This is a genomic window from Eubacterium sp. BIOML-A2, assembly GCF_009680135.1.
GTDB classification, from domain to species: Bacteria; Bacillota; Clostridia; order Lachnospirales; family Lachnospiraceae; genus Faecalicatena; species Faecalicatena contortus_B.
In genome coordinates this window covers 1-22,197 of sequence record NZ_WKZK01000040.1, presented here as the reverse complement: position 1 = coordinate 22,197, position 22,197 = coordinate 1, and the positions used below count along the sequence as shown (strand labels likewise).

Here is a 22,197-nt window from a genome sequence, read left to right as displayed (position 1 = left end):
AGGCAGAACCCCCCCTTGACAAATCAAATCTCAAAAAAGGATACTCGAAACCTACGCAAAACAGAACGGCTTTACCAATCTGCGCTGGTACACCGACGACGGTTTTTCCGGCGCGAACTTCCAGCGGCCCGGATTTCAAGCCATGCTTGCGGACATTGAAGCCGGGAAAGTGGGTACGGTCATCGTCAAGGACATGAGCCGGTTAGGGCGAAACTACTTGCAGGTAGGGTTTTACACGGAAATGCTGTTCCCTCAAAAGGGTGTGCGTTTTATCGCTGTCAACGATAATGTGGACAGTGCCAGCGAGGGCATGGACAACGATTTTACCCCGCTGCGAAATCTGTTCAATGAATGGCTGGTGAGAGATACGAGCAAGAAAATCAAGGCAGTGAAAAAGTCAAAAGGCATGAGCGGCAAGCCTGTTACCAGCAAGCCGGTTTACGGCTATGTGATGGACGAGGACGAGAATTTTATTATAGACGAGGAAGCCGCCCCGGTGGTGCAGCAGATTTACCAGCTTTGCCTTGCCGGGAACGGCCCGACCAAGATTGCCCGTATGCTGACGGAGCAGCAAATCCCCACGCCGGGGACGCTGGAATATCAGCGGACAGGCAGCACCCGCCGTTATCACCCAGGCTATGAGTGCAAATGGGCGACCAACACCGTCGTTCATATCCTCGAAAACCGAGAGTACACCGGATGTCTGGTGAACTTCAAAACGGAAAAGCCTTCTTATAAGGTCAAGCACAGCATAGAGAACCCCGTCGAGAAGCAGGCCATTTTCGAGAACCACCATGAGCCGATCATCGACAAGGAAACATGGGAACGGGTGCAGGAGTTACGCAAACAGCGCAAACGCCCGAACCGCTACGATGAAGTGGGGCTGTTCTCCGGGATTTTGTTCTGCGCCGACTGCGGCCATGTGCTGTATCAGCAGCGGTATCAGAACAAAGACCGCAAACAGGACTGCTACATCTGCGGCAGCTACAAGAAGCGCACCCGCAACTGTACGGCGCACTTTATCCGCACCGATCTGTTGACCGCTGGTGTCCTGGCAAATCTCCGGCAAGTGACCGAATACGCAGCCAAGCATGAGAGCCGGTTTGTGAAACTACTTGTCCAGCAGAACGAGATCGGCGGCAAGCGAAAGACCGCCGCAGCCATCAAGCAGCTTGAACAGGCGCAGGAACGCATTTCTGAAATCAGCCGCATTATCAAGCGGCTGTATGAGGACAATGTAAACGGCAAAATCAGCGATGAGCGTTTCATGGAACTGTCGGCTGACTACGAAGCCGAGCAAGCGGAGCTGAAAAAGAGAGCCGCCGCCCTGCAAGCCGAACTGGACAAGTCACAGGCAGCTACCGTCAACGCCGAGAAATTTATGGGCATTGTCCGCAAGCACCTTGCCTTTGAAGAACTGACCCCCACTCTCTTGCGGGAAATGATCGAGAAAATTGTGGTGCATGAGTGCAGCTATGATGAGAACGGCACCCGCAGGCAGGACATTGAGATTTATTACAGCTTTGTCGGCAAGATTGACTTGCCCGAATAACCGCCCGACCTATCCGACACAATGGCCAAGTGTCGGATAGGAACGGCAAAATTTTTTGCACTTCTATTGCTTCTTTATCACACATAAGCAAAGAGCCAGGGCATGAAGCAGCTCATGGCCGGCGGCGGTGTTGCACTTATCGGAATCACCCTTGTGCCATTACTTTCCGGCTTGTTCGGTTAAGGAGGGCGTATGGGATCGATTCTCGAAAAGATTGCTGAATGGTTCAAGGAACTTCTCATAGAAGGAATCACGAGCAATTTATCGGGGATGTTCGATACCGTCAATCAAAAGGTCGGTGAGATAGCCGGCCAGGTTGGGCAGACACCATCGGCCTTTAACGGTGGTGTCTTCTCAATGATACGAAGTTTATCAAACAACGTGATTTTACCGATTGCCGGTATCATCCTAACCTTCGTGATGTGCTATGAACTTATTCAGATAGTCATAGAAAAGAACAATCTGCATGATGTGGACACTTGGTTCTTCTTCAAATGGATTTTCAAGACATTCGTGGCGGTACTTATCGTATCAAACACATGGAATATCGTGATGGGAATCTTTGATGTTGCACAGCATGTAGTTAATCAAAGTGCCGGTGTCATTTCAACGAGTGCCAATATCAATACGGCAAGTGCCCTTGGAGATATCCAGTCGCAACTTGAAGCGATGGAGGTAGGGGAATTACTTGGATTGTGGTTTCAGACGATGTTTGTCGGTTTAACGATGAATATCTTATCTATCTGTATCTTCCTTGTGGTGTATGGCCGTATGATTGAGATTTATTTGGTGACAAGTGTAGGGCCTATCCCTCTTGCAACGATGGGAAATCGTGAATGGAGCCAGGTAGGACAGAATTATCTAAAATCACTTATCGCCTTAGGGTTTCAAGCCTTCCTCATCATGGTCTGTGTAGGTATCTATGCAGTAATGGTCCAGGGAATCTCAAACGCAGGAAATATGAGTACGGCAATCTGGGCCACCATGGGATATACGGTGCTTCTATGCTATACGCTATTCAAGACAGGTAGCCTCTCGAAGTCTATCTTCGGAGCGCACTAAGGGGGTGATGAAATAGATGGCTTATGTGACAGTTCCAAAAGACTTAACGAAAGTCAAAAGCAAGGTGATGTTCAATCTCACCAAAAGACAACTGATATGTTTTACACCGGCGGTTCTCATAGGGGTGCCGCTTTTCTTTTTGGTAAGAGGCAGTGTGGGAAACTCAACGGCGACATTACTCATGATACTGGTGATGCTGCCGTTTTTCCTATTTGCCATGTATGAGCGAAACGGTATGCCGCTTGAGGTTTATCTAAAGCACATGATCAATACCAAGTTCATCAAGCAGAAAGAAAGACCATATCAGACCAACAATTTTTATTCCTGTTTGCATAAACAGAGAAAGTTAGAGAAGGAGGTAAGAGCGATTGTCAAACAAGACAAAACCAAAAGAAAAAAGAAAGCTCACTCGTAAGCAGAAGAAAGAGATAAACGCTCTGGTATCTTCTGCAAAAGGTGATGGAAAAGCCCATAGCGCTCAGGATTCGATTCCCTATGAAAGAATGTATGAGGATGGGCTTTGTAAGTTAGACAGAAATCATTATTCCAAGTGCATAGAGTTTGAGGATATCAATTATCAGCTTGCTGGAAATGATGATAAAGCAGCGACCTTTGAAAACCTATGCGATTTCTATAACTACTTTGATTCTTCGATTGCGGTCCAGCTATCCCTTATATCAAGATTCACGAACCGCGAAGAATGGGCCAAAGTGATAGAGATTGCGGACCAGCAGGATGATTTTAACGGAATCCGAAAAGAGTATCGTGAGATGCTTCAGGATCAAAGAAGCCGTGGTAACAACGGCCTTGTGAAAACGAAGTTTCTGACCGTAACGGTGGAGGCTGAAAATGAAAAGGCGGCCAAAGCAAAGCTATCTCGTATTGAAGCGGATATGCTCAATCACTTTAAGATACTTGGAAGCTCTGCAAGGGTACTAAAAGGTAAAGCAAGGCTTGCCGTTCTTCATGGAATGATGCATCCGGAGGGAGAAAAGTTTGTATTCAACTTCAAGGAACTTCCGGCATCAGGACTTTCCAGCAAGGATTATATTGTTCCTTCGTCTTTCAATTTCGGACAGACAAGGCAATTCCACATGGGAGGACTTGTTGGATGTGTTTCATTCCTTCAGATTCTTACACCGGAGCTTAATGACCGTATGCTTGCGGATTTCATGGAGGCAGATGAAGGAATCATCGTAACTCTCCATATCCAGTCTGTAGATCAGAATGAAGCGATTAAGACGATAAAGCGAAAGATTACAGACCTGGATTCCATGAAGATTCAGGAGCAAAAGAAAGCTGTAAGAAGTGGTTACGACATGGACATTATTCCAAGTGACCTTGCGACTTATGGGGGTGAAGCAAAGAATCTCTTAAAGGAACTTCAAAGCAGAAACGAGAAGATGTTCCTTGTAACTTTCCTGGTGATGAATTACGCAGGAAGTAAAAGGAAACTTGACAATGCTGTGTTCCAGGCGGCAGGTGTGGCGCAGAAGTATAACTGCAAGCTGGTGAGACTGGATTATCAGCAGGAAGAAGGATTTGTATCATCTCTTCCACTTGGTCTGAATCAGATTAAGATTCAAAGAGGTCTTACCACAAGTTCAACGGCTATCTTCGTGCCGTTTACCACACAAGAACTCTTCCAAAGTGGTGAAGCTCTTTACTACGGATTAAATGCTCTTTCGAACAACATGATTATGTGTGACAGGAAGAAGCTAAAGAATCCAAACGGTCTTATCCTGGGAACGCCAGGAAGTGGTAAATCCTTTTCTGCAAAAAGAGAAATAACCAATGCATTTCTGATTACAGAGGATGACATCATCATCTGTGACCCTGAGGCAGAATACTATCCGCTTGTAGAAAAGCTAAAAGGCCAAGTCATTAAGATTTCTCCAACCAGTAAGCAATATGTAAATCCGATGGATATCAATCTTGATTATTCGGATGATGATAGTCCGCTTGCCTTAAAGAGTGACTTCATTCTGTCCTTCTGTGAGATTATCGCAGGTGGTAAGGCGGGATTGGAACCGGTGGAGAAAACCATTATCGACAGAGCGGTAAGAATGGTGTATCAGAAGTATCTATCTGATCCAAAACCGGAGAATATGCCGCTTCTTGAAGATTTATGGGCTGAGATACAAAAGCAGCCTGAAAAGGAAGCACAGAGGATTTCAGCGGCATTGGAGCTATATGTTCATGGCTCGCTCAATGTTTTCAATCACAGAACCAATGTGGATATCCATAACAGGCTTGTCTGCTTTGATATCAAGGAACTTGGAAAACAATTAAAGCAGCTTGGGATGCTCGTTATCCAGGACCAGGTATGGAACAGGGTAACGATCAATAGAGCAGAAGGAAGAAGTACCAGATATTACATTGATGAATTCCATCTTCTTCTCCGTGGAGAAGTGGCCTCATGGTCGGTAGAGATTTGGAAGAGATTCAGAAAATGGGGTGGTATTCCTACAGGTATCACGCAGAATATCAAAGACTTCTTATCTTCTCCGGAAGTTGAGAATATCTTCGAGAACTCTGACTTCGTGTATATGCTCAATCAAGCTGCAGGTGACAGAGAAATCTTGGCGAAGCAGCTTACCATCAGTCCACAGCAGCTATCCTATGTAACGCATTCAGAAGCAGGTGAAGGACTTATCTTCTATGGCAATGTGATTTTGCCTTTCGTTGACCGTTTCCCAGAAGATACAGAACTATATCGCATCATGACAACCAAGCCAAACGAGGTTATCAATGGATAGCCTTACTCATGTATCGCTCTTTAGCGGTATAGGAGGACTTGATTTAGCAGCGGAAGCGGCAGGGTTTGAAACGGTATGTCAATGTGAGTGGGCGGATTATCCGTATTCGGTATTAGAAGCCCGCTGGCCAGATGTACCGAAGTTTAGAGACATAAGGGAACTAACAAAGGAGGAATTTGCTTATCGAACAGGAAAAGAAGAAATCACAGTTATATCAGGAGGATTCCCATGCCAACCATTCTCAAGCGCAGGAAGACGAAAAGGTTTTTCGGATGAACGCTACTTGTGGCCGGAAATGTGCCGAGTTATTAGAGAGCTTAAGCCCCGTTGGGTGCTTGGGGAAAATGTTGCTGGCTTCATCAATATGGGCCTCGACAAAACGATCCTTGACTTGGCGAAGGAAGGTTACACCGTTCTACCATTCGTATTTCCAGCTTGTGGTGTCGGCGCGTGGCATGAGCGCACAAGAACTTTTATCCTCGCGTCTCATGTTTCCTACACCCCTTGCCAGCGATACCAACACAGTGAGCGATATACGAAAGTTGGATGTTTACCTGTCGGAAAACGGAGCACTAAAAAAGATAAACAAGGTAAGCGGAGCAAAGTGGAGTCTTCCGCTATCGGGAGCAGCATACTATCTGACGCCGATGGCATCGGACGGATTCAGATCAACACTAAAGCCGGCAGCCTACAAGGGGAAGAAGAAAACAGGAAACCTATCAGCACAGATGATATCGGAGCTTGCTCCAATATCGGACAAAGCAGCCCTGAATCCGGAGTTTGTGGAATGGCTGATGGGATTCCCTATAGGATGGACGGACGTAAATTGTGGGAAAGAGAACCTGATATACCAAAACTAACAGAGAAGGTGGAATTAAGGGCAGATAGGCTAAAGACTCTTGGGAATGCCGTATGTCCTCCACAGGCATATCCGATATTTAAGTTTATAGCGGATATCGAAACAGGAAGATGTAAAGATTCTTGCCCATGGGAAGGAGGTGAATGTTATCGCTAAGAAGCTGAAAGCAAAAGAAAAGATTAGACAGAAAATGTCTCGAAGCGGCCTTGTGGAAGAGAATCTATCCACAGGAGAAGAAAAGCGCTTATCCAAGAAGGAGAAGGAACTTGATTTCTCAAAACAGACCGCAGAAAAGAATCCTGAATTAAAATCTCAAGGCAAAAGGAATCCACGCTTTAACTTTTCAGAAGAAGACCTTGCAAATCCAAAACTGGAAAAGCAGATTGGGAAGGTTCAAAAGGCAGAAGAAAAGCTGGATAAGGCCTATGAGAAAATCCCCAAGAAGAAAAAGCTGGTGATGGAAAAGGGCTTTGATGAGGTGAAGGGCAAAAAGAAAGTCAAAATCCATTTTGAAGAGATGGATAAGAAACCTTCGCACAGACAAAAGTTCCATCAACCGGTGGAGCGCATGACTTCAAGTGCTGAAAATGTAATTCACGGAAAGATATATGAAGTGGAGAAGGAAAATGTAGGCGTGGAGTCTGGGCATCTTGGAGAGAGAACCGGTGAAGCGGCCATAAGGCACTCTGCCAGGAAAATCAATTCTGCATATAGGCATCATAGGTTAAAACCTTTTATCAATGCTGAAAAAGCAGAAAGTGCCTTAGAGAAGGAAACGGTTAAGCTTAGATATCAAAAGGCCATGGCGGAGAATCCGAAGCTTGCAAGCAGTCCATTATCAAGATTCATGCAGAAGCGAAAGATTCAGCGTGAATATGCAAAAGAGGTAAGGGCAGCCGGTCGTGCTGGCAGCACGATTGGTCAAAATGTCCGCAAGACAATTAAGGAATCAGGAAAAAAGGTGGCGGCATTCGTAAAGAAAGGCGGTAAATGGCTGGTGGTATTACTTCCAGTCTTTTTGGTTATCGTCCTTTTTGGAGGCGGAATCACAAGCTGCTCATCCATGCTTACAGGTGGTCTTAATTCTGTTATCGCAACAAGCTATACGGCTGAGGAAACGGATATAAACGGGGCTGAGGCTGATTATCTTGCAAAAGAGATAGAGCTTAGAAATAAGCTAAACAGCATAGAGACCGACTATCCAGGATACGATGAGTACCACTATAACCTTGCGGAGATTGGTCATGATCCTTATGAGCTAACAAGCTATCTGACGGTAATGTTTGAAGACTATACCAGGGCAGAAGTGCAAAGCGAACTGCAAAGGCTATTCAATCGCCAGTATTCCATTTCTTACGATGTTCAAAGGGAACGAAGAACAAGGACAGAGATACAAACACAAATCAACTATGAATGGGAATGGGATGAAGAAATCGGAGATTGGATACTCATCGAGACTGAGGAAGAAGTGGAAGTAGAAATCGAATACGACTACTGGATTCTCACAACAACTCTTACCAACAATTCTCTTGGAGGAATCCTGACGGGAAGCCTAACCGCTGACCAGAAGGAAAGATACGATGTGCTTCTTGAAACAAGGGGAAATCGTGAAGGACTCTTCCCAGATAGTCCGGCTCTTTCCGGCGGTATCAATATTGGTGAATACACCGACTACGATATTCCACCGGAAGCCCTGACGGATGCAAGGTTTAGAAGAATGATTACCGAAGCTGAGAAGTATCTTGGCTATCCGTATGTATGGGGAGGAAGCAGCCCAAGTACCAGCTTCGATTGTAGCGGCTTTGTGTCATGGGTTATCAATCATTGCGGTAATGGCTGGAATGTAGGAAGACTTGGAGCAGAAGGATTGAAACAGATATGCGCCATCATTCCACCATCGGAAGCAAAGCCTGGCGATCTTATCTTCTTCCAAGGAACTTACAACACAACAGGAGCAAGCCATGTGGCCATCTATTGCGGTAACAATATGATGATTCATTGCGGCAATCCGATTCAGTACGCCAATATCTCACATCAGTATTGGCAGGAACATTTCTACTGCTTCGGCAGACTCAACTAAAGAAAGAGAGGAACAATTTTTTATGGCAATGACAGTTGAAACAATTAAGAAAAACATTGAAAAGAATAAGGTTAAGATTCAAGACCTTCAAAGGAAGAATCGTGACCTGGAATCACAGCTTATCAAGACAGAGAATGAAGAACTCTTCAAGGTTGTAAAGGCAGTTAATCTTCCGAACAAGATTATCACCGAGCTTCTTAGAGCCTATGCAAGCGGCCTTATTGATTTGCCGGAAGACATTAAAGAACTCATTGAAATGGAGGATGAGTATGAAGATGAGGAATAAGCTTTCAAGATGCTTTCTCTCCCTTGTGGCGGTTGTCTTAATGATGACCGCCTTTTCTGTACCAGTCTTCGCCCAGGTGCCAGATTCCGTAAACGAAAGTGCGGATGCACCAAAGGAGGAAGAAACGGATAAGAAAGAGGAAGAGAAAAAGGATGAGGAAAAGAAAGAAGAAAAGACTCCACCACTCACGCCTGATGGAAATCTTACCTTGGTTGATGATATTAAGGCCACTTCTAACGGTGACAAGCAGTTTATGACGGTGGTTTCCAAGAATGGGAATTACTTTTATATCATCGTTGACCGAGCAGACAACGGCGAAAACAATGTTCACTTCCTGAATCTTGTGGATGAAAGAGACCTTATGGATTTGATAGAGGAAGGAACAACGCCGGCAGTATCTGAGGCGCCGCAGATTTGTTCTTGTACGGAGAAATGTGCGGACGGCCATGTAGATGTGAATTGCCCTGTCTGTAAGAATGACTTAACAAAGTGCAAAGGCATTAAGACTATCAGCGCCCTGGAACCGGAACCAGAACCGGAAAAGACGCTCAATGTAGGAGCTCTTGCAGGGCTTATTGGATTACTTCTTCTTGGTGGCGGCGGAGCATTTTATTACTTCAAGTTTGTGAAGCCAAAACAGGCGGGCGGAAATGTAGATGAGCTGGCTGACCTTGATTATGACGATGAGGATGACGATGACGAAGTGGAAACAGAAATCCTCGAAGATGAAGATGATGAGGATGAAAAGCCTCAGTTTTTCAAGGATAGGGAAAAGCATGTAGAGGCTTATGCAAACAAGACTTCTGTTATCAACGGTGAAGAAAAAACAAGAGAAGAAATCATTGATGAATTATTCGGAGGTGAAGACGAATGAAGTTAGTCATTTGTGAGAAGCCAAGTGTAGGGGCAGCCATTGCGGCTGCCCTTGGCATATCAAACAGAAAAGATGGTTATTTTGAAGGTGGCGATTACATCATCTCATGGTGTATCGGCCATTTAGTTACATTAGCGGAGGCAGGATATTATGACGAAAAATACAAGAAATGGAATTATAGCGATTTGCCTATTATTCCTTGCGAGTTCAAGTTTTCTCTTTATAAGGACAAGAAGGATCAATTCGAAGTCCTAAAGGATTTGATGGAAAGAAGTGATGTCACTTCTCTGGTGAATGCCTGTGATGCAGGACGAGAAGGAGAACTTATCTTCCGTCTTGTGGTAAATGCCGCAGGATGCAATAAGCCCCAAGAAAGATTATGGATTTCCTCTATGGAGGATAAAGCCATTATCGAGGGCTTTGAAAATCTGAAAGACGGAAGGGATTATGACTCGCTCTATGAATCTGCTCTTGCAAGACAAAAAGCAGATTGGCTTATCGGCATCAATGCATCAAGGCTATTTTCACTTCTTTACAAGACGAAGTTATCTGTTGGCAGGGTGCAATCACCGACGGTTGCTATGCTTGTTGAAAGACAAGGCAAGATAGATAACTTCGAGAAGGAAAAATATCATCTTCTCCATTTATTCATAAACGGCGCTGATGTGGTGAGTGAAAGATACCAGGATATGCAACTTGCTGTAAATGCCATGGATGAGCTTAGAGGAAAAGAAATCCTTTGTAAAAGTGTTGTGGTTGAAAAGAAAGCACAGAAACCTCAAAAGCTCTATGACCTTACCACTCTTCAAAGGGATGCGAACCGTATCTTTGGATATACGGCAAGCCAGACTCTTGATTATGCACAGGCGCTTTACGAAAAGAAGCTCCTGACCTATCCAAGAACCGATAGCAAGTTTCTGACATCCGATATGGAGGAAACGGCAAGAAGAATCATATCTCTAATCAAGGGCAAGGAGCCCTTTGATAAATGCCATGAGTTTGAAGCGAATATCAAGGCACTCATCAATGATAAGGGTGTATCAGACCACCACGCCATTATTCCAACGGCTGAAATTGAAAAGTATGATATCACTCTTCTTCCAAAGCAGGAAAGATATCTTTTGATGCTTGTGATGAACAGACTCTTTTCTGCAAGTGCTGAGCCTCATGTATATGAAGCTATCACGGCAAAGTTTGAATGCTGCGGTATAGAGTTCACCACCAAAGGAAAGAACATCTTGCATGAAGGATTCAAGGAGATTGAGAAGGTGTTCAGAAACCAATTCAAGTCCAAGGAAGAAAAGGAAGAGGAAGATGATTCAGAACAAGTCATTCCGACCTTTGAGGAAAACAAGGTGTACCAAGCAGATTCACTTTCTATGACTGAACATTTTACTTCTCCCCCAAAGAACTACACGGAAGACACGCTTCTTTCTGCCATGGAAAACGCCGGTATTGAGGATATGCCGGAAGATGCAGAAAGGAAAGGACTTGGAACGCCGGCCACGCGTGCTTCCGTCATCGAAAAGGTTATCTCTATGGGATTTGTAGAGCGAAAAGGGAAGTCTATGATTCCTACGGAAAAGGGTAAGAACCTCATCAAAGTGCTTCCAGAGATACTTGTTTCTCCGCTTATGACAGCGGATTGGGAAGATAAGTTGGTGAAGATTTCAAAAGGAGAACTTGGAGAATCCGAGTTTCTATCTGAGCTTAGCGAAAGTATCAGAAGTCTTGTCAAAGAGAATACATCAGTATCGGATGATAATCTGAAACTTTTCTCTCCTGACAGAGTATCACTTGGCAAGTGTCCACGCTGCGAATGCGATGTGTACGAGGGAAAACAAGGATATTTCTGCTCTAATCGTGATTGTAGATTTTCCATCTGGAAGGATAATAAATATCTTTTGTCCAGGAAGGTGAAACTATCTCCTAAGATGGTTGAATCTCTTCTTGCCAAAGGGAAGGTTTCTATCAAAGGAATGTGGTCTGAGCAAAAGCAGAAAAGCTATGACGGGATTCTTGTCTTGGAAGATACCGGAGACAAGTACGTGAATTTCAAAATTGAATTTGAACAGAAAAGAGGTAGAAGCAGATGAGTAAATACAGCCATGACCATGATTGCCCCTTTGAAGTGTTCATCACGAACCTGGGGAAATATAACGAAGGTGATCTTGTCGGAGAATGGGTGAAGTTTCCGACTTCTCCGGAAGAGATTCAGAAGGTGTTTGAAAGAATCGGTATCGGAAGCACAGACGATTTCGGGCAGCCCTATGAAGAATGGTTTATCACGGACTACGATATGTATGTTGAAGGTCTCTATGACAAGCTGGGCGAGTATGAAAGCCTTGATGAGCTTAATTATCTTGCCAATGTGATTGAGGATATGGATGATTTCGATTATGAAAGATTCTGTGCAGCCATAGAGACAGGAGAATATACCTCATCCTTGGATGAAATCATCAATTTAGCATCGAATCTTGATTGCTATGAGTATATTCCGGCAGCGAACGATTATGACCTTGGCTACTACTACATTGAAGAAGCAGGCATTTATGATACTTCTTCTCTTGGTAATCTTGGCAATTATATTGACTATGAGAGTTTTGGCCGTGATGTTCGTTTGGAAGAAGGTGGAGTTTTTGCCAGGGATGGATATGTGGTTGGTGAAAGAGATTCCTTTGTCAGAGTATATGACGGCAAAAGCGAGAGTATTCCTGAAGAATACAAGGTGATGAGTGTTCCTGAATCCGATGTAGATAGAAGCTTTACGCTTGGTGACTACAAAGTTGATGTGCAGCTCAATTCAGATAATGACTTCGATTACACCATTTACAAGAACGGGAAACATCTTGATGGAGGTGTCCTGGAAAATGAGAATGGGTTGGAAAATATTCCGGATTCAGTCTTTGATGAGATTAAGAAGATGCATGAGCTGGAAGAACATAGCCCAAATAACAAGGTATATGGGTATGTCTATGACGATAACGGGATGCATGGTGGAAAGATTGAGTTTGAAGGAACACCGGAGAACATGGCTCACTTCATCATGCATAACAAAATGCATCCGGTAGTTATAACGGATATGGTGGATCAATTCATTGTTTCATCTACTATGGGAGGATTCCTTGACCGTGTGGCATATCCGGCACTAAGAGAGGAAATCATAAAAGAGATTCTGCCTATTCAGATGGGCGACAAAGAAGCTATTGATGTAGCAAAGCAAGATGTAGAACGAGACCCGATATCAGAACTTGCTAAAGACCTTGATGACTTTGCCTATGAGTTTGACTTTTATGGTTATCAGGATGCAGTTGATGATAGAGCAGAACAAATCGAATCTCTTAAAGCTGATTTAGAATCCGGCAATGTAGAAGGACTGACAGACTATCTCAAAGAGATTATCGAGGATGGTGAATACATGGTACCGGAAGCCACAGCTCTTCTTGGGAGAATCGAAGCGATCGTTCCGCAAAAAGAAGAAGTGAAGGAATCTAAAGTAAGTTTCTACGCTGCTGAGGATATGGAGTTTCACTTGGGAAGGTATCAGGAGAATCTAACTGTTGAGCAGGCTATTGAAGCCTATAGGCAGATAGAGCATCCAAGAGGCGTAAAAGGCATAGGCGTACAATCAGAGGATTTTGATTGGGGGCTTGTTGGCGGAAACACATTAAATCTTTCTGACCTTCAATATGTACCAGAGGTTGCAGCTAATCTCCAGGTCCAGGAAGCGATTAAGACCATCTATCAGAACATGCCGGAGCTTACGGTTGTTGGCAGGGAAGAATATTTGAAGAATGCAGAGATTCTTCTTGAAGATGACTACGGCATGATTGACGGTATCATCAATAATGGGACTAAGGAAGAAAAGCAAGCTGAGAAGCCTTCCATCATTGCAGAGATCAAAGCGGCTCAGAAGGAAGCTGCAGAGAAGAAGCATGAGCCAAAGGAAAAGCACCACAATAAATCTCATGGACAAGAGCTATGAGCAAGCCAAAGTGGTGGAAGGAGGAATGGCAGTTTTGGATTCCCTATGAGAACGGCAAAAGAGAGTTCAATATCTTCTGCAAACATTGTTCCAGGGAATGCAAACAAAGTTTTCGGGTAGAAATCATAAATTGTCCTCATTATGACGGAGGAAGCCTAAAAAACATCCCTACAAAGGCTCGATATAGGCGAAAAACGGAGAATAGAGGACTTAAAAAATCAAAGGTAAGGTGATTTATCCTTCGAGAAAGCAGATGGCTTTATAGAGGGGAAAATCCTCAAAAACGCACCTTTGGAAAGAAAATGCGGAAGCACGCTCAGAAATGGGTGTGCTTCCGCTGTTTTTTTATTGATAAATTGCAACCTCGATGATATACTGATTTTATCATGATAAAAACATTATTTTGTTTGATTCACTTTGGAGGACAAAGATGAAAAAAGAATCAAAAGCATGTGGAAGACCAAGTGGAAGAATTAAAACAGCCAAAATTGAAGTAACGATAGAGCCAGAAATAAAAGAAGCTTTTATGGATAAACTTCGCTTGGAAGGGAAAAAAGCATCCACCGAGATTGGTCTGTGGATAAGAAATTACATAAAGGAAGATACTAAATAAGGAGTTGTGTTAAATGAAAATACTGTCTCTCTTCAGCGGTATAGGAGGACTTGACTCGGGATTTGAAAGTGTAGGATTTAAAGTTGTTTGGGCAAATGACTTTGATAAATATGCAGTTGAAACATATCGAGCAAATTACAAAAGTAAAATAGTGCTTGGTGACATTAATGAAATTGATGTAAATGATTTGCCTGATTTCGATGTCCTTATAGGAGGGTTTCCGTGTCAGCCATTTAGTATGATGGGAGCCGAACTAGGCTTTGAAGATACTCGAGGAACACTTTTTTTTCGAATAGCCGAAATAATAAAACATCGTATAGATATTGGAAAAAGGCCTAAAGCTGTAATATTAGAAAATGTTCGAACACTAAGGACTCATGATAAAGGGAAGACGTTCAAAACTATAAAGAATGTTTTGGAAAATGAGCTTGGATTTGTGGTTTTTGATGACATCCTTAATACAGCTGATTATGGTTTGCCACAAACGAGGAACAGAACTTATATTGTTTGCTTTTCGAATCAAGATATAGAATTCTCTTTTCCAAAAAAGAAAGAGCTAAAACTAACATTGCAAGACTTATTAGAAGAAAAGGTTGATGACAAATACTTTTTATCAGAACGAATTCTTCCGACCATTCTCTCCAATGGTACGGGAGGATATAAAGCAAAATCTGAAATTGATTTAAAAATAGCAAGGCCGCTGTGTGCAACCATGGCCAAGATGCATAGAGCATGTCAAGACAACTATGTTACTCAAGAAGGAAGAGTTAGGAGACTAACACCTAGAGAGTGCGCAAGGTTGCAAGGATTCAAGGATTCGTTTGTAATACCGGTTTCTGATTCTCAAGCATACAAGCAGTTTGGAAATGCTGTTTCTGTCAGCGTTGCTAAAGCTGTTGCGCAACAAGTAAAGAAATCGTTGATAAAAGTAGGTGAATGGACAGATGACTGATTACAGTATTGATCTAAAAGAAATAATCGCAATTATTAATAGTGCATTCATAAAACGCGAGAAAAACCAAAAGGTGATTCATAATGTTACCGAGATATTCACATGTGACACTGGTGAAGAATACCTTGATGGACGAGCAAAGTACATACAGTCTGAAATGAAAGAGAATTCGGATTTGAAAGATGCGTTTTCTTTATTGGCATCTTCATGTAAAGGTTGGAGTGAAGCTGGATGCGAAGAATGTGTAGTAAGGAAATATTGCAATTCATATATAAATAACAAACGCAAAATAAAGAATACTGATTTATCATTTGTTGATTTGTTTTGTGGGGCTGGTGGTTTGTCACTAGGTTTCACGCAGCTTGGGTTTTATGCGGCTCTAGCTAATGACATTGAGGACTGTTGTATAGATACATATTCGCATAATCACCCTGAAACACCAAGAAGTCATATTGTCCAGGGCGATATTAAGCTTGTTATAGATAAATTGGAGTCCCTTCTGGCAGATACGAGTATTAGCGTTGTTGTAGGCGGGCCTCCTTGTCAAGGGTTCAGTATGGCTAATAGGCAGCGTATTATCGATGACCCTCGCAACAAACTATATAAATACTATGTCGAAGTTGTTCGTAAAATACAGCCAAAGTTCTTTGTAATGGAGAATGTTAAGGGTATGTTGGGTGTATCAGAACAAGTAAAAGAAGATTTTATGCGTATTGGCTATTCTGTTGAATGCAAAGTGTTTAATGCAAAAGATTTTGGGGTTCCGCAAAACAGAGAGAGACTAATATTCATTGGGAATAGAGTTGGAATTGATAATTTGATGATTATAGATGAGATAATCGATTATTCAAAAAAATGTCCAAACAGAGTTCTTGAAGATGCCCTATTTGGCCTTAGAACTTTAGAGGCATCTAGAAAAAGAAATTCTACAGAAATAGATTCAGAAGAATCAGGCAAAAGAATAGATAGAAACAGAAGTAAGAATTCAAATGCATATATTGATGAGATAAATTGCGGGAAAACAAATGCAATAGTTTTTAATCACAAGGCCAGATATAATAATGATAGAGATATCGAAATCTTTGGCCGACTCAATCAAGGCGACAAATCTGATGATCCTAAAATCGCTGATATCATGCCGTATGCAAGAAGAAACGGCATATTCAAGGATAAGTATTTCAAGCTTGAGAACAAAAAGATATGCAAGACTATCACTGCACATATGAAGTTCGACTGTAATATGTATATACACCCAACTCAAGCCAGAGGCTTAACTCCACGAGAAGCAGCAAGAGTACAGTCGTATCCAGATGATTATTATTTTAGAGGAGCATACACTAAGACATATATGCAGATAGGGAATTCTGTTCCGCCTCTTCTCGGAAGGGCGATTGCATCGGTATTAAAGAAGTATATGTGAGGTGAAAAAAATGGAATCTAATCAAGCTATTTCAATCGTAGTTAATCAAATCAATGCTCTTGGGACATCCATAAGCGATAGCGATTACGATGGAGTCATTGTCAAGAAACTAGAAGCGTCTAATACTTTGGATGAGGGAAGAAGTACGAATCAAACGCACATTGCTATAACAGGCAGTCAGATGGATATTTTTCCGTATTTGCGATCCGACGGTTATTTTGAAAATGATGAGGCTTCTTTGAAAAAGTTTTTTGTTATTCAGATTCCTCTTAGGCTTTACGAGAGCAATGTGAGTTACCTTTCTGATGGCAATATTCCATCTGAAATGAGATTTGTGAACGGTTGTCTTGATTCCAAAACTTCTGTTGTTAGGAATAAGCGAAGGAATCAAGCTGATCAGATTCAAGTGTCCCTAATAAATATGGACGGCAAGGATTTTGTCGAGTTTAGAAAGCTTCTCATTACCGGTACCTATTTTGTCCTTCTAAAAAGGAAACAAGAATTTAAGTATGATGTTTTTGGCATAAAGGAAAAAGATGTACCAGATGAAATAATGAAGCTTAACAATCAATTCTATAATCTTTCCACGAGTACCGCAGTGGAACTAAATGATTTGCAACACGATTATGAAGCGGAACCTGCTGGGAATAAACTTACGCCGGAGTGGTTTAACGAAAAGGGTAAGGCATATCTTTATCTTGATGAAGAAAGTGAACGTGTCAGAAATGACTTCCTAAGAAAGTATAGTCCGGCGCAACTCAAGGAATTAGAAGGTATTAGCTTATTGCGAACTATATTCCTTAATGATGAGAACAAAGATAATCTCTGCTATCAGCTTGAGTTTGATTCACAAAACAGAGAGTTGTTCGGAAGTATCAAGAGCGGCACGGCTTATAAATACGGACTCCATTTCAGCAAGAAAAATGGCCAGTGGGCTACGGGGACGGGCCGTAATCCTCAATTTCTTTCTGTTGATGAAGCAATAGAGCTTGGAACGCAGATTAGAGATTATTTGGTTGATGGTGCAGAAATAATTCAAGCCGCAGGTGAACTTGACAGCCTGGATGATTATAGGGAGCTGTATAAAAAGCTTAACGAGGCCACTGATGGATATATTAATCGTGTTTGGTTCTTAAAGTATTATCAAATGATTGCCCCTAAGGTATTCCCGCCAATTTATAGTTGGAATGCTCAGACAACACTTCTCAAGGCGCTTGGAGAAGTACCGGATGATAATGCTGTTGTTAGAATGGGACAAATGCAGTTGTTTATTAGACAATGTGATGTGTCTTCGGTAGTTTTCTCAAGAACATTTTGGGCGAATTATGATAATTCGAATTATGATGAGGAAGAACCAGAAGTAGTTTCAGAAATTAGGTTTTTAACAGGGCTTCAATCGAAATACTCAAGAAATAGAGTTGTTTTTGGAGCTCCAGGAACAGGCAAGAGCTTTACATTAAACGAGGAAAGAAAAGACTTGGTTGGAGCTGACAACGAATCGAATTACGAGAGGGTTACATTCCATCCTGACTATTCGTATGCCAATTTTGTAGGTACATATAAACCAGTTCCTTGCATTGACAGCGAAGGAAGAGATTCAATCACTTACGAGTATGTGCCGGGCCCGTTTATGAGGGTATATGTGAAAGCTCTTAAGAATAGCCGAACAGATTCCATTAAACCATTCCTTTTGTTGATTGAAGAAATCAATCGTGCAAATGTAGCAGCTGTATTTGGTGATATATTCCAGTTACTTGATAGAGATGAAGATGGTGTAAGTGAGTATCCTATCCAGGCGACAGAAGATATCAAGAAATATCTTGCAAGTGAGCTTGGGGGATATCCGTCAGATTATGAGAAAATACGAATTCCGGACAATCTCTTTATCTGGGCGTCAATGAATAGTGCAGACCAGGGTGTTTTCCCAATGGATACAGCTTTTAAGAGAAGATGGGATTTTACCTATCTTGGCATAGATGATAGTGATGAACTCATTCGTGGAAAGACAGTTGTGCTTGGAACAAAGGTAAAACAAAAGGTTGAGTGGAATAAGCTGAGAAAAGCAATCAATAAGTTCTTGGCTGACAAAGGAATAAATGAAGATAAACAACTTGGGCCATATTTCATTGCACGAAAGATCGTTGTTCCTGCGAGTGGTGACGAGATTGACAGAGAGAAGTTTATCAACACTTTCAAGAACAAAGTTATCATGTATCTATTTGAAGATGCAGCGAAACAAAAGAGGCCATCTCTATTTGAAGGTTGTTTCGAGGGCAACAGCAGGTATTCAGAAATTTGCAGAGAATTTGAAGAAAAGGGAATTGGAATCTTTAACCACGAGATTCAATTAAATGCAGAACCGGAGGATTTGACGGGACCTGAGACTAGTGAAAATGAATAGGGGATGACTTGAGGTATGATCTCTAAATATGTGAGGGAACAAAAGAGATACACTCAAGCGGAATTGTCATCGCTGTTTGAGTGTTCGGAAGAAAAGGCAGTCCCTATTATCAGAAAGCTTAAAGAGTTCAACGTCTTAAAGGCTGTTCGAGCAAACGATATTCAGAAGGATTTATCGGAGCTTTATGAGGAAGATATAGAGGTTGCAGATGTAGAAGAAGGAGAAAATGAGTATTACTATGTTTTCACCTTTGTTGGTGTTATCGTGGTTTCGGGAAGGGTGTTAAAATGCTTCCCCAAATATCTTCTGCATCAAGAATCTCCCAAGGAAGAATTAAAGCAAGTCATAAAGGTTCTTGAAAAATACAATTCCAAAGAACAGATTGTTCGTATGTTCAATGATAGCAGCGAGAATAAATCCTTTAATCTATTGGCGGTACTGTTGTTTCTGTTGCAAGATTATTATGAGAATGGTTCGTATAGCAACACGGAGGATATTATAGAGAGCAATGGTTCTGGTGAAATTCTTTGGGATAAAACCATCAACGAAACATTTACGCTTATTTCCGAGAATCGACCGTATTACATTGACTTGCAGACGAAAAAAAGAGTCACAGACGATTATGATTATTTCAAAAGGCTGCATGAAGCTGTTTTGACAATAGCATCAAAAGAGCTTGAGAATGCAGATGTACTTGATTTGTTTGAGATAACGCCGGTGGATTTATCGGATGAAGTAATTGATGATTTTGGAGAAAAGGAATATATCCTGTATAGGATTGACAAAGAACTTGCTACGCAATTCAATACCAGAAAGCAGCTTGTTCTAAAAACGCTTTATGCATATATAGCTCATAGCGGGAACCTATATGACACGGATGCATTGTCCCTGTTTGGAACGAATAGCTTCAATTTAGTCTGGGAGGATGTATGTGCTGAAATAATGGATAACAAATTGAATTCAAGATTGGATTCATTGAAGTTACCAGTACCGCTAAGGAAGGATAAATACAATCCTAAGGCAAAGCTGATTGATTTAATTGAGAAACCTCTCTGGACAATCACGGAACATAGAGCCAAAGATACTTTGATTCCAGATTTGGTCAGCATATTGGCAAACGATGACACTTCGTATTTCGTGATTTTCGATGCAAAGTATTACAATGCGAAGCTTGAAAAGGGAACAGTTCCTAAAGATCAGCCAGGAATTGAATCCGTCACAAAACAGTATCTATATCAACTCGCTTATCAACAGTTTATAACGGACCATAGCTTTAATGGTGTTGATAACTGCTTCTTGTTACCAACGGAGCATGATGAGGTTATAGATAAAGGGGAGGCATCGATGAGTATGCTTAATGCTCTCGGACTTCAAGATATTAAGATTAGATTGCTTCCGGCAAAGACGGCTTATAGTCATTACTTGTCCGGAAGAAAGTATGATATTGCAGACTTAAAGATTTCAACCAAATTGCTTTACTAACTACGATTCTTCGTCGTAATACTATTTATATCAGTTAGTTTACTAAATCTAATTGATAAATCACCTTGATAAATCAGTATTCGTTGATAGACAAACGAATACTGAACGTGTATAATAGACGGGGAATATCTGTCGGGGTATTAACGTAGCCCTTACTAGCAAAATTCACTTCCGGTATCTTGATAGAGTTTTCTTAATTGTTAAGAAGGTATTACCCAAAATAGTTATGAAAAGGAATGGTGAAATGGCATGAGAAAGAACAGATGTATGCTTTCAATTCTTGCTTTAGTTCTTTGTATTTGTACGCTCTTAAGCGCATGCGCGGGCAATTCGAGAAACCTTAAGGAAGAGTTGCCTGGAAAGTGGGAAATTTGGCATTGGTACTACAATGAAAAAGATGGAGATAATGGATTCTTTGAGAGTGTAATGTATTGTGAATTTACGGATGGAAAAGTTTCTGTAACGAGTGAGGATGGCACTGTTATTCGTGAAGGTACCTATGAATTTACGGGTAATGATACGCTTGACGTCGAGTACACAGATGGAACTGTTGCATCTATCCAGCTTATTGCAAGTAATCATGATGGTCAAGATCAGATTCAGTTTATGGATGTAAATACAAAATACACATTAACACTTGAACCATTGGAATAATCCGCGAATTAACAATTGAAGTAATGGACGAAAAAAAGTGAGAGTGGAAGTGTTTCTATTCTCACTTTTTTGGTAATGATTATGAAAAAAATAGCTATCACATCTATAATTCTCATTATAATACCGGCACTTTTGTTCGTTCCGCTATATATCATCATTTCGATTACTGCTGCGCACAACGATATAGACTATTCACGAGATGTAATTGGTACTTGGGAAGCTTTCCAATATTACGAAGATTCTAAAATGTTTGTGTGCGATGATGAAAATGCTTTAGTGCTTGATTTAACAGTAGATTCACTTTCCGTAATTGGAACAGGAACAATCTTAAAAAATGTTGATAGTATAGACTATAAGTGGACGAGTGGCGTTTCTATATCATATCAATCCGATATGAGTGAAACTATATTATTCGTTTCATTCAACTCTCGTGGAAATTTACAAATCAAAACGGAGGATGGAAGCAAAACAATTCTTCTAAGGAGAGTGGTAAAGTAGATATGTTTTTGTATTATTTGCTCAGAAAGAAATGGCATTTAATAGGTTTTGCTCTGTTGTCGATTTTTGCGTCTGTAATGATGTCTCTTTTTTCATTGCATATAGCAGATGTTTTTAATGCTGCAGAAGTGAGCAACTATGATAGAGTTGTAGAGTTGTTAATTCTTATGTTTGCATGGTATTTGTTTATTCGTCTTATGGACTATTATTCCGAACTGTGCGGAATATATATGGTAAATGCCGTTAGAAGAGATATAAAAAATGATATGTTTAATGCTGTTATCTCAAAAGATCCCTCCTTGTTTATAGAGAAAAACAGTGGCGAGTATATTTCGGAATTCACCAATGATATTACTATGATTGAGACGAAGTACCTAGTACCCATGAGAGAGTTACTTGTCTATACCATCACTATCTTCACCGTGAGTTCTGCAATTATAACCATTGATCCGAGAATGGCATTAATCATAGTTGCAGGTACAATACTTTGTCTTCTCTTTCCAGCCATTGCATCAAAGTATACTTCACAGAGAATGATGAGGTTTTTGGAACGTTTTGATATCTTTGTTCAGTATTTGAAGGACGTTTTTAATGCATTGTTTTTGTTTAAAAACTATGCTGTAGAAGCAGATGTTGTAAACCATGATTATTCCGGGCGATTAGCCCATGCGCTGAAGCGCGTTCAGCGCACGGGTATCGCCGTTTAGCAAAGGCTGGTCG

17 protein-coding genes and 2 pseudogenes are annotated in these 22,197 nt (G+C 41.5%); all 19 read left to right on the top strand.

Annotation, left to right across the window (positions count from 1 at the left end; all coding sequences use genetic code 11):
* Positions 1–22: 22 nt before the first annotated feature.
* The 19 genes and pseudogenes from GKG43_RS14135 to GKG43_RS14045 all read left to right on the top strand — a co-directional run bounded on the left by GKG43_RS14135 (position 23) and on the right by GKG43_RS14045 (position 22,184).
* Positions 23–1,552: a recombinase family protein gene (locus GKG43_RS14135; RefSeq protein WP_347562935.1), complete on the top strand. Its 1,530-nt coding sequence runs from the start codon at positions 23–25 to the stop codon at positions 1,550–1,552.
* A gap of 87 nt (positions 1,553–1,639) precedes the next feature.
* Positions 1,640–1,735, top strand: a pseudogene (locus tag GKG43_RS23725) (Maff2 family protein); the annotation flags it as partial.
* A gap of 9 nt (positions 1,736–1,744) precedes the next feature.
* Complete coding sequence (locus tag GKG43_RS14125) at positions 1,745–2,614, top strand: VirB6/TrbL-like conjugal transfer protein, CD1112 family (RefSeq protein ID WP_129879894.1); 870 nt, start codon at positions 1,745–1,747, stop codon at positions 2,612–2,614.
* Positions 2,615–2,630: 16 nt separating this feature from the next.
* Positions 2,631–3,029, top strand: coding sequence for a PrgI family protein (locus GKG43_RS14120; protein ID WP_129879892.1), 399 nt, complete (start codon positions 2,631–2,633; stop codon positions 3,027–3,029).
* Positions 3,030–3,117: 88 nt separating this feature from the next.
* A complete protein-coding gene (locus GKG43_RS14115; RefSeq protein WP_243125893.1) occupies positions 3,118–5,373 on the top strand; it encodes a VirB4-like conjugal transfer ATPase, CD1110 family in 2,256 nt (751 codons plus the stop codon).
* A complete protein-coding gene (dcm, locus tag GKG43_RS14110; RefSeq protein ID WP_129879888.1) occupies positions 5,366–6,388 on the top strand; it encodes a DNA (cytosine-5-)-methyltransferase in 1,023 nt (340 codons plus the stop codon). The genes GKG43_RS14115 and dcm (GKG43_RS14110) overlap by 8 nt, the downstream gene beginning before the upstream one ends.
* Positions 6,372–8,312 (top strand): C40 family peptidase, encoded by a 1,941-nt coding sequence (locus tag GKG43_RS14105; protein ID WP_243125892.1) that lies wholly within the window; start codon positions 6,372–6,374, stop codon positions 8,310–8,312. The genes dcm (GKG43_RS14110) and GKG43_RS14105 overlap by 17 nt, the downstream gene beginning before the upstream one ends.
* 22 nt (positions 8,313–8,334) lie before the next feature.
* Positions 8,335–8,598 (top strand): DUF4315 family protein, encoded by a 264-nt coding sequence (locus GKG43_RS14100; RefSeq protein ID WP_243125891.1) that lies wholly within the window; start codon positions 8,335–8,337, stop codon positions 8,596–8,598.
* Positions 8,588–9,346: pseudogene (locus tag GKG43_RS14095) on the top strand (DUF4366 domain-containing protein); the annotation flags it as partial. The gene GKG43_RS14100 and the pseudogene GKG43_RS14095, both read left to right, overlap by 11 nt.
* A gap of 122 nt (positions 9,347–9,468) precedes the next feature.
* Positions 9,469–11,568, top strand: coding sequence for a type IA DNA topoisomerase (locus GKG43_RS14090; protein WP_129879886.1), 2,100 nt, complete (start codon positions 9,469–9,471; stop codon positions 11,566–11,568).
* Positions 11,565–13,457, top strand: a complete 1,893-nt coding sequence (locus GKG43_RS14085) for an antirestriction protein ArdA (protein WP_243125890.1) — start codon at positions 11,565–11,567, stop codon at positions 13,455–13,457. The genes GKG43_RS14090 and GKG43_RS14085 overlap by 4 nt, the downstream gene beginning before the upstream one ends.
* Before the next feature lie 430 nt (positions 13,458–13,887).
* Entirely contained in the window at positions 13,888–14,070 is a 183-nt protein-coding gene (locus tag GKG43_RS14080) for an antitoxin (RefSeq protein WP_129879882.1), read from the top strand.
* A gap of 13 nt (positions 14,071–14,083) precedes the next feature.
* A complete protein-coding gene (dcm, locus tag GKG43_RS14075) occupies positions 14,084–15,022 on the top strand; it encodes a DNA (cytosine-5-)-methyltransferase (protein WP_129879880.1) in 939 nt (312 codons plus the stop codon).
* The gene (locus tag GKG43_RS14070) at positions 15,015–16,442 is read left to right on the top strand and encodes a DNA cytosine methyltransferase (RefSeq protein WP_129879878.1); all 1,428 of its coding nucleotides are present in this window, start codon (positions 15,015–15,017) and stop codon (positions 16,440–16,442) included. The genes dcm (GKG43_RS14075) and GKG43_RS14070 overlap by 8 nt, the downstream gene beginning before the upstream one ends.
* Before the next feature lie 10 nt (positions 16,443–16,452).
* Complete coding sequence (locus GKG43_RS14065) at positions 16,453–18,843, top strand: AAA family ATPase (RefSeq protein ID WP_129879876.1); 2,391 nt, start codon at positions 16,453–16,455, stop codon at positions 18,841–18,843.
* Between the two features lie 15 nt (positions 18,844–18,858).
* Entirely contained in the window at positions 18,859–20,325 is a 1,467-nt protein-coding gene (locus GKG43_RS14060) for an LlaJI family restriction endonuclease (RefSeq protein ID WP_129879875.1), read from the top strand.
* A 249-nt stretch (positions 20,326–20,574) separates the two neighbouring features.
* Positions 20,575–20,979, top strand: a complete 405-nt coding sequence (locus tag GKG43_RS14055) for a hypothetical protein (protein ID WP_129879873.1) — start codon at positions 20,575–20,577, stop codon at positions 20,977–20,979.
* Between the two features lie 81 nt (positions 20,980–21,060).
* Positions 21,061–21,477, top strand: a complete 417-nt coding sequence (locus GKG43_RS14050) for a hypothetical protein (protein ID WP_129879871.1) — start codon at positions 21,061–21,063, stop codon at positions 21,475–21,477.
* Between the two features lie 2 nt (positions 21,478–21,479).
* On the top strand, positions 21,480–22,184 hold the full coding sequence (locus GKG43_RS14045; RefSeq protein ID WP_129879869.1) for an ABC transporter transmembrane domain-containing protein: 705 nt from the start codon (positions 21,480–21,482) through the stop codon (positions 22,182–22,184).
* The last annotated feature ends 13 nt before the right edge of the window (positions 22,185–22,197 follow it).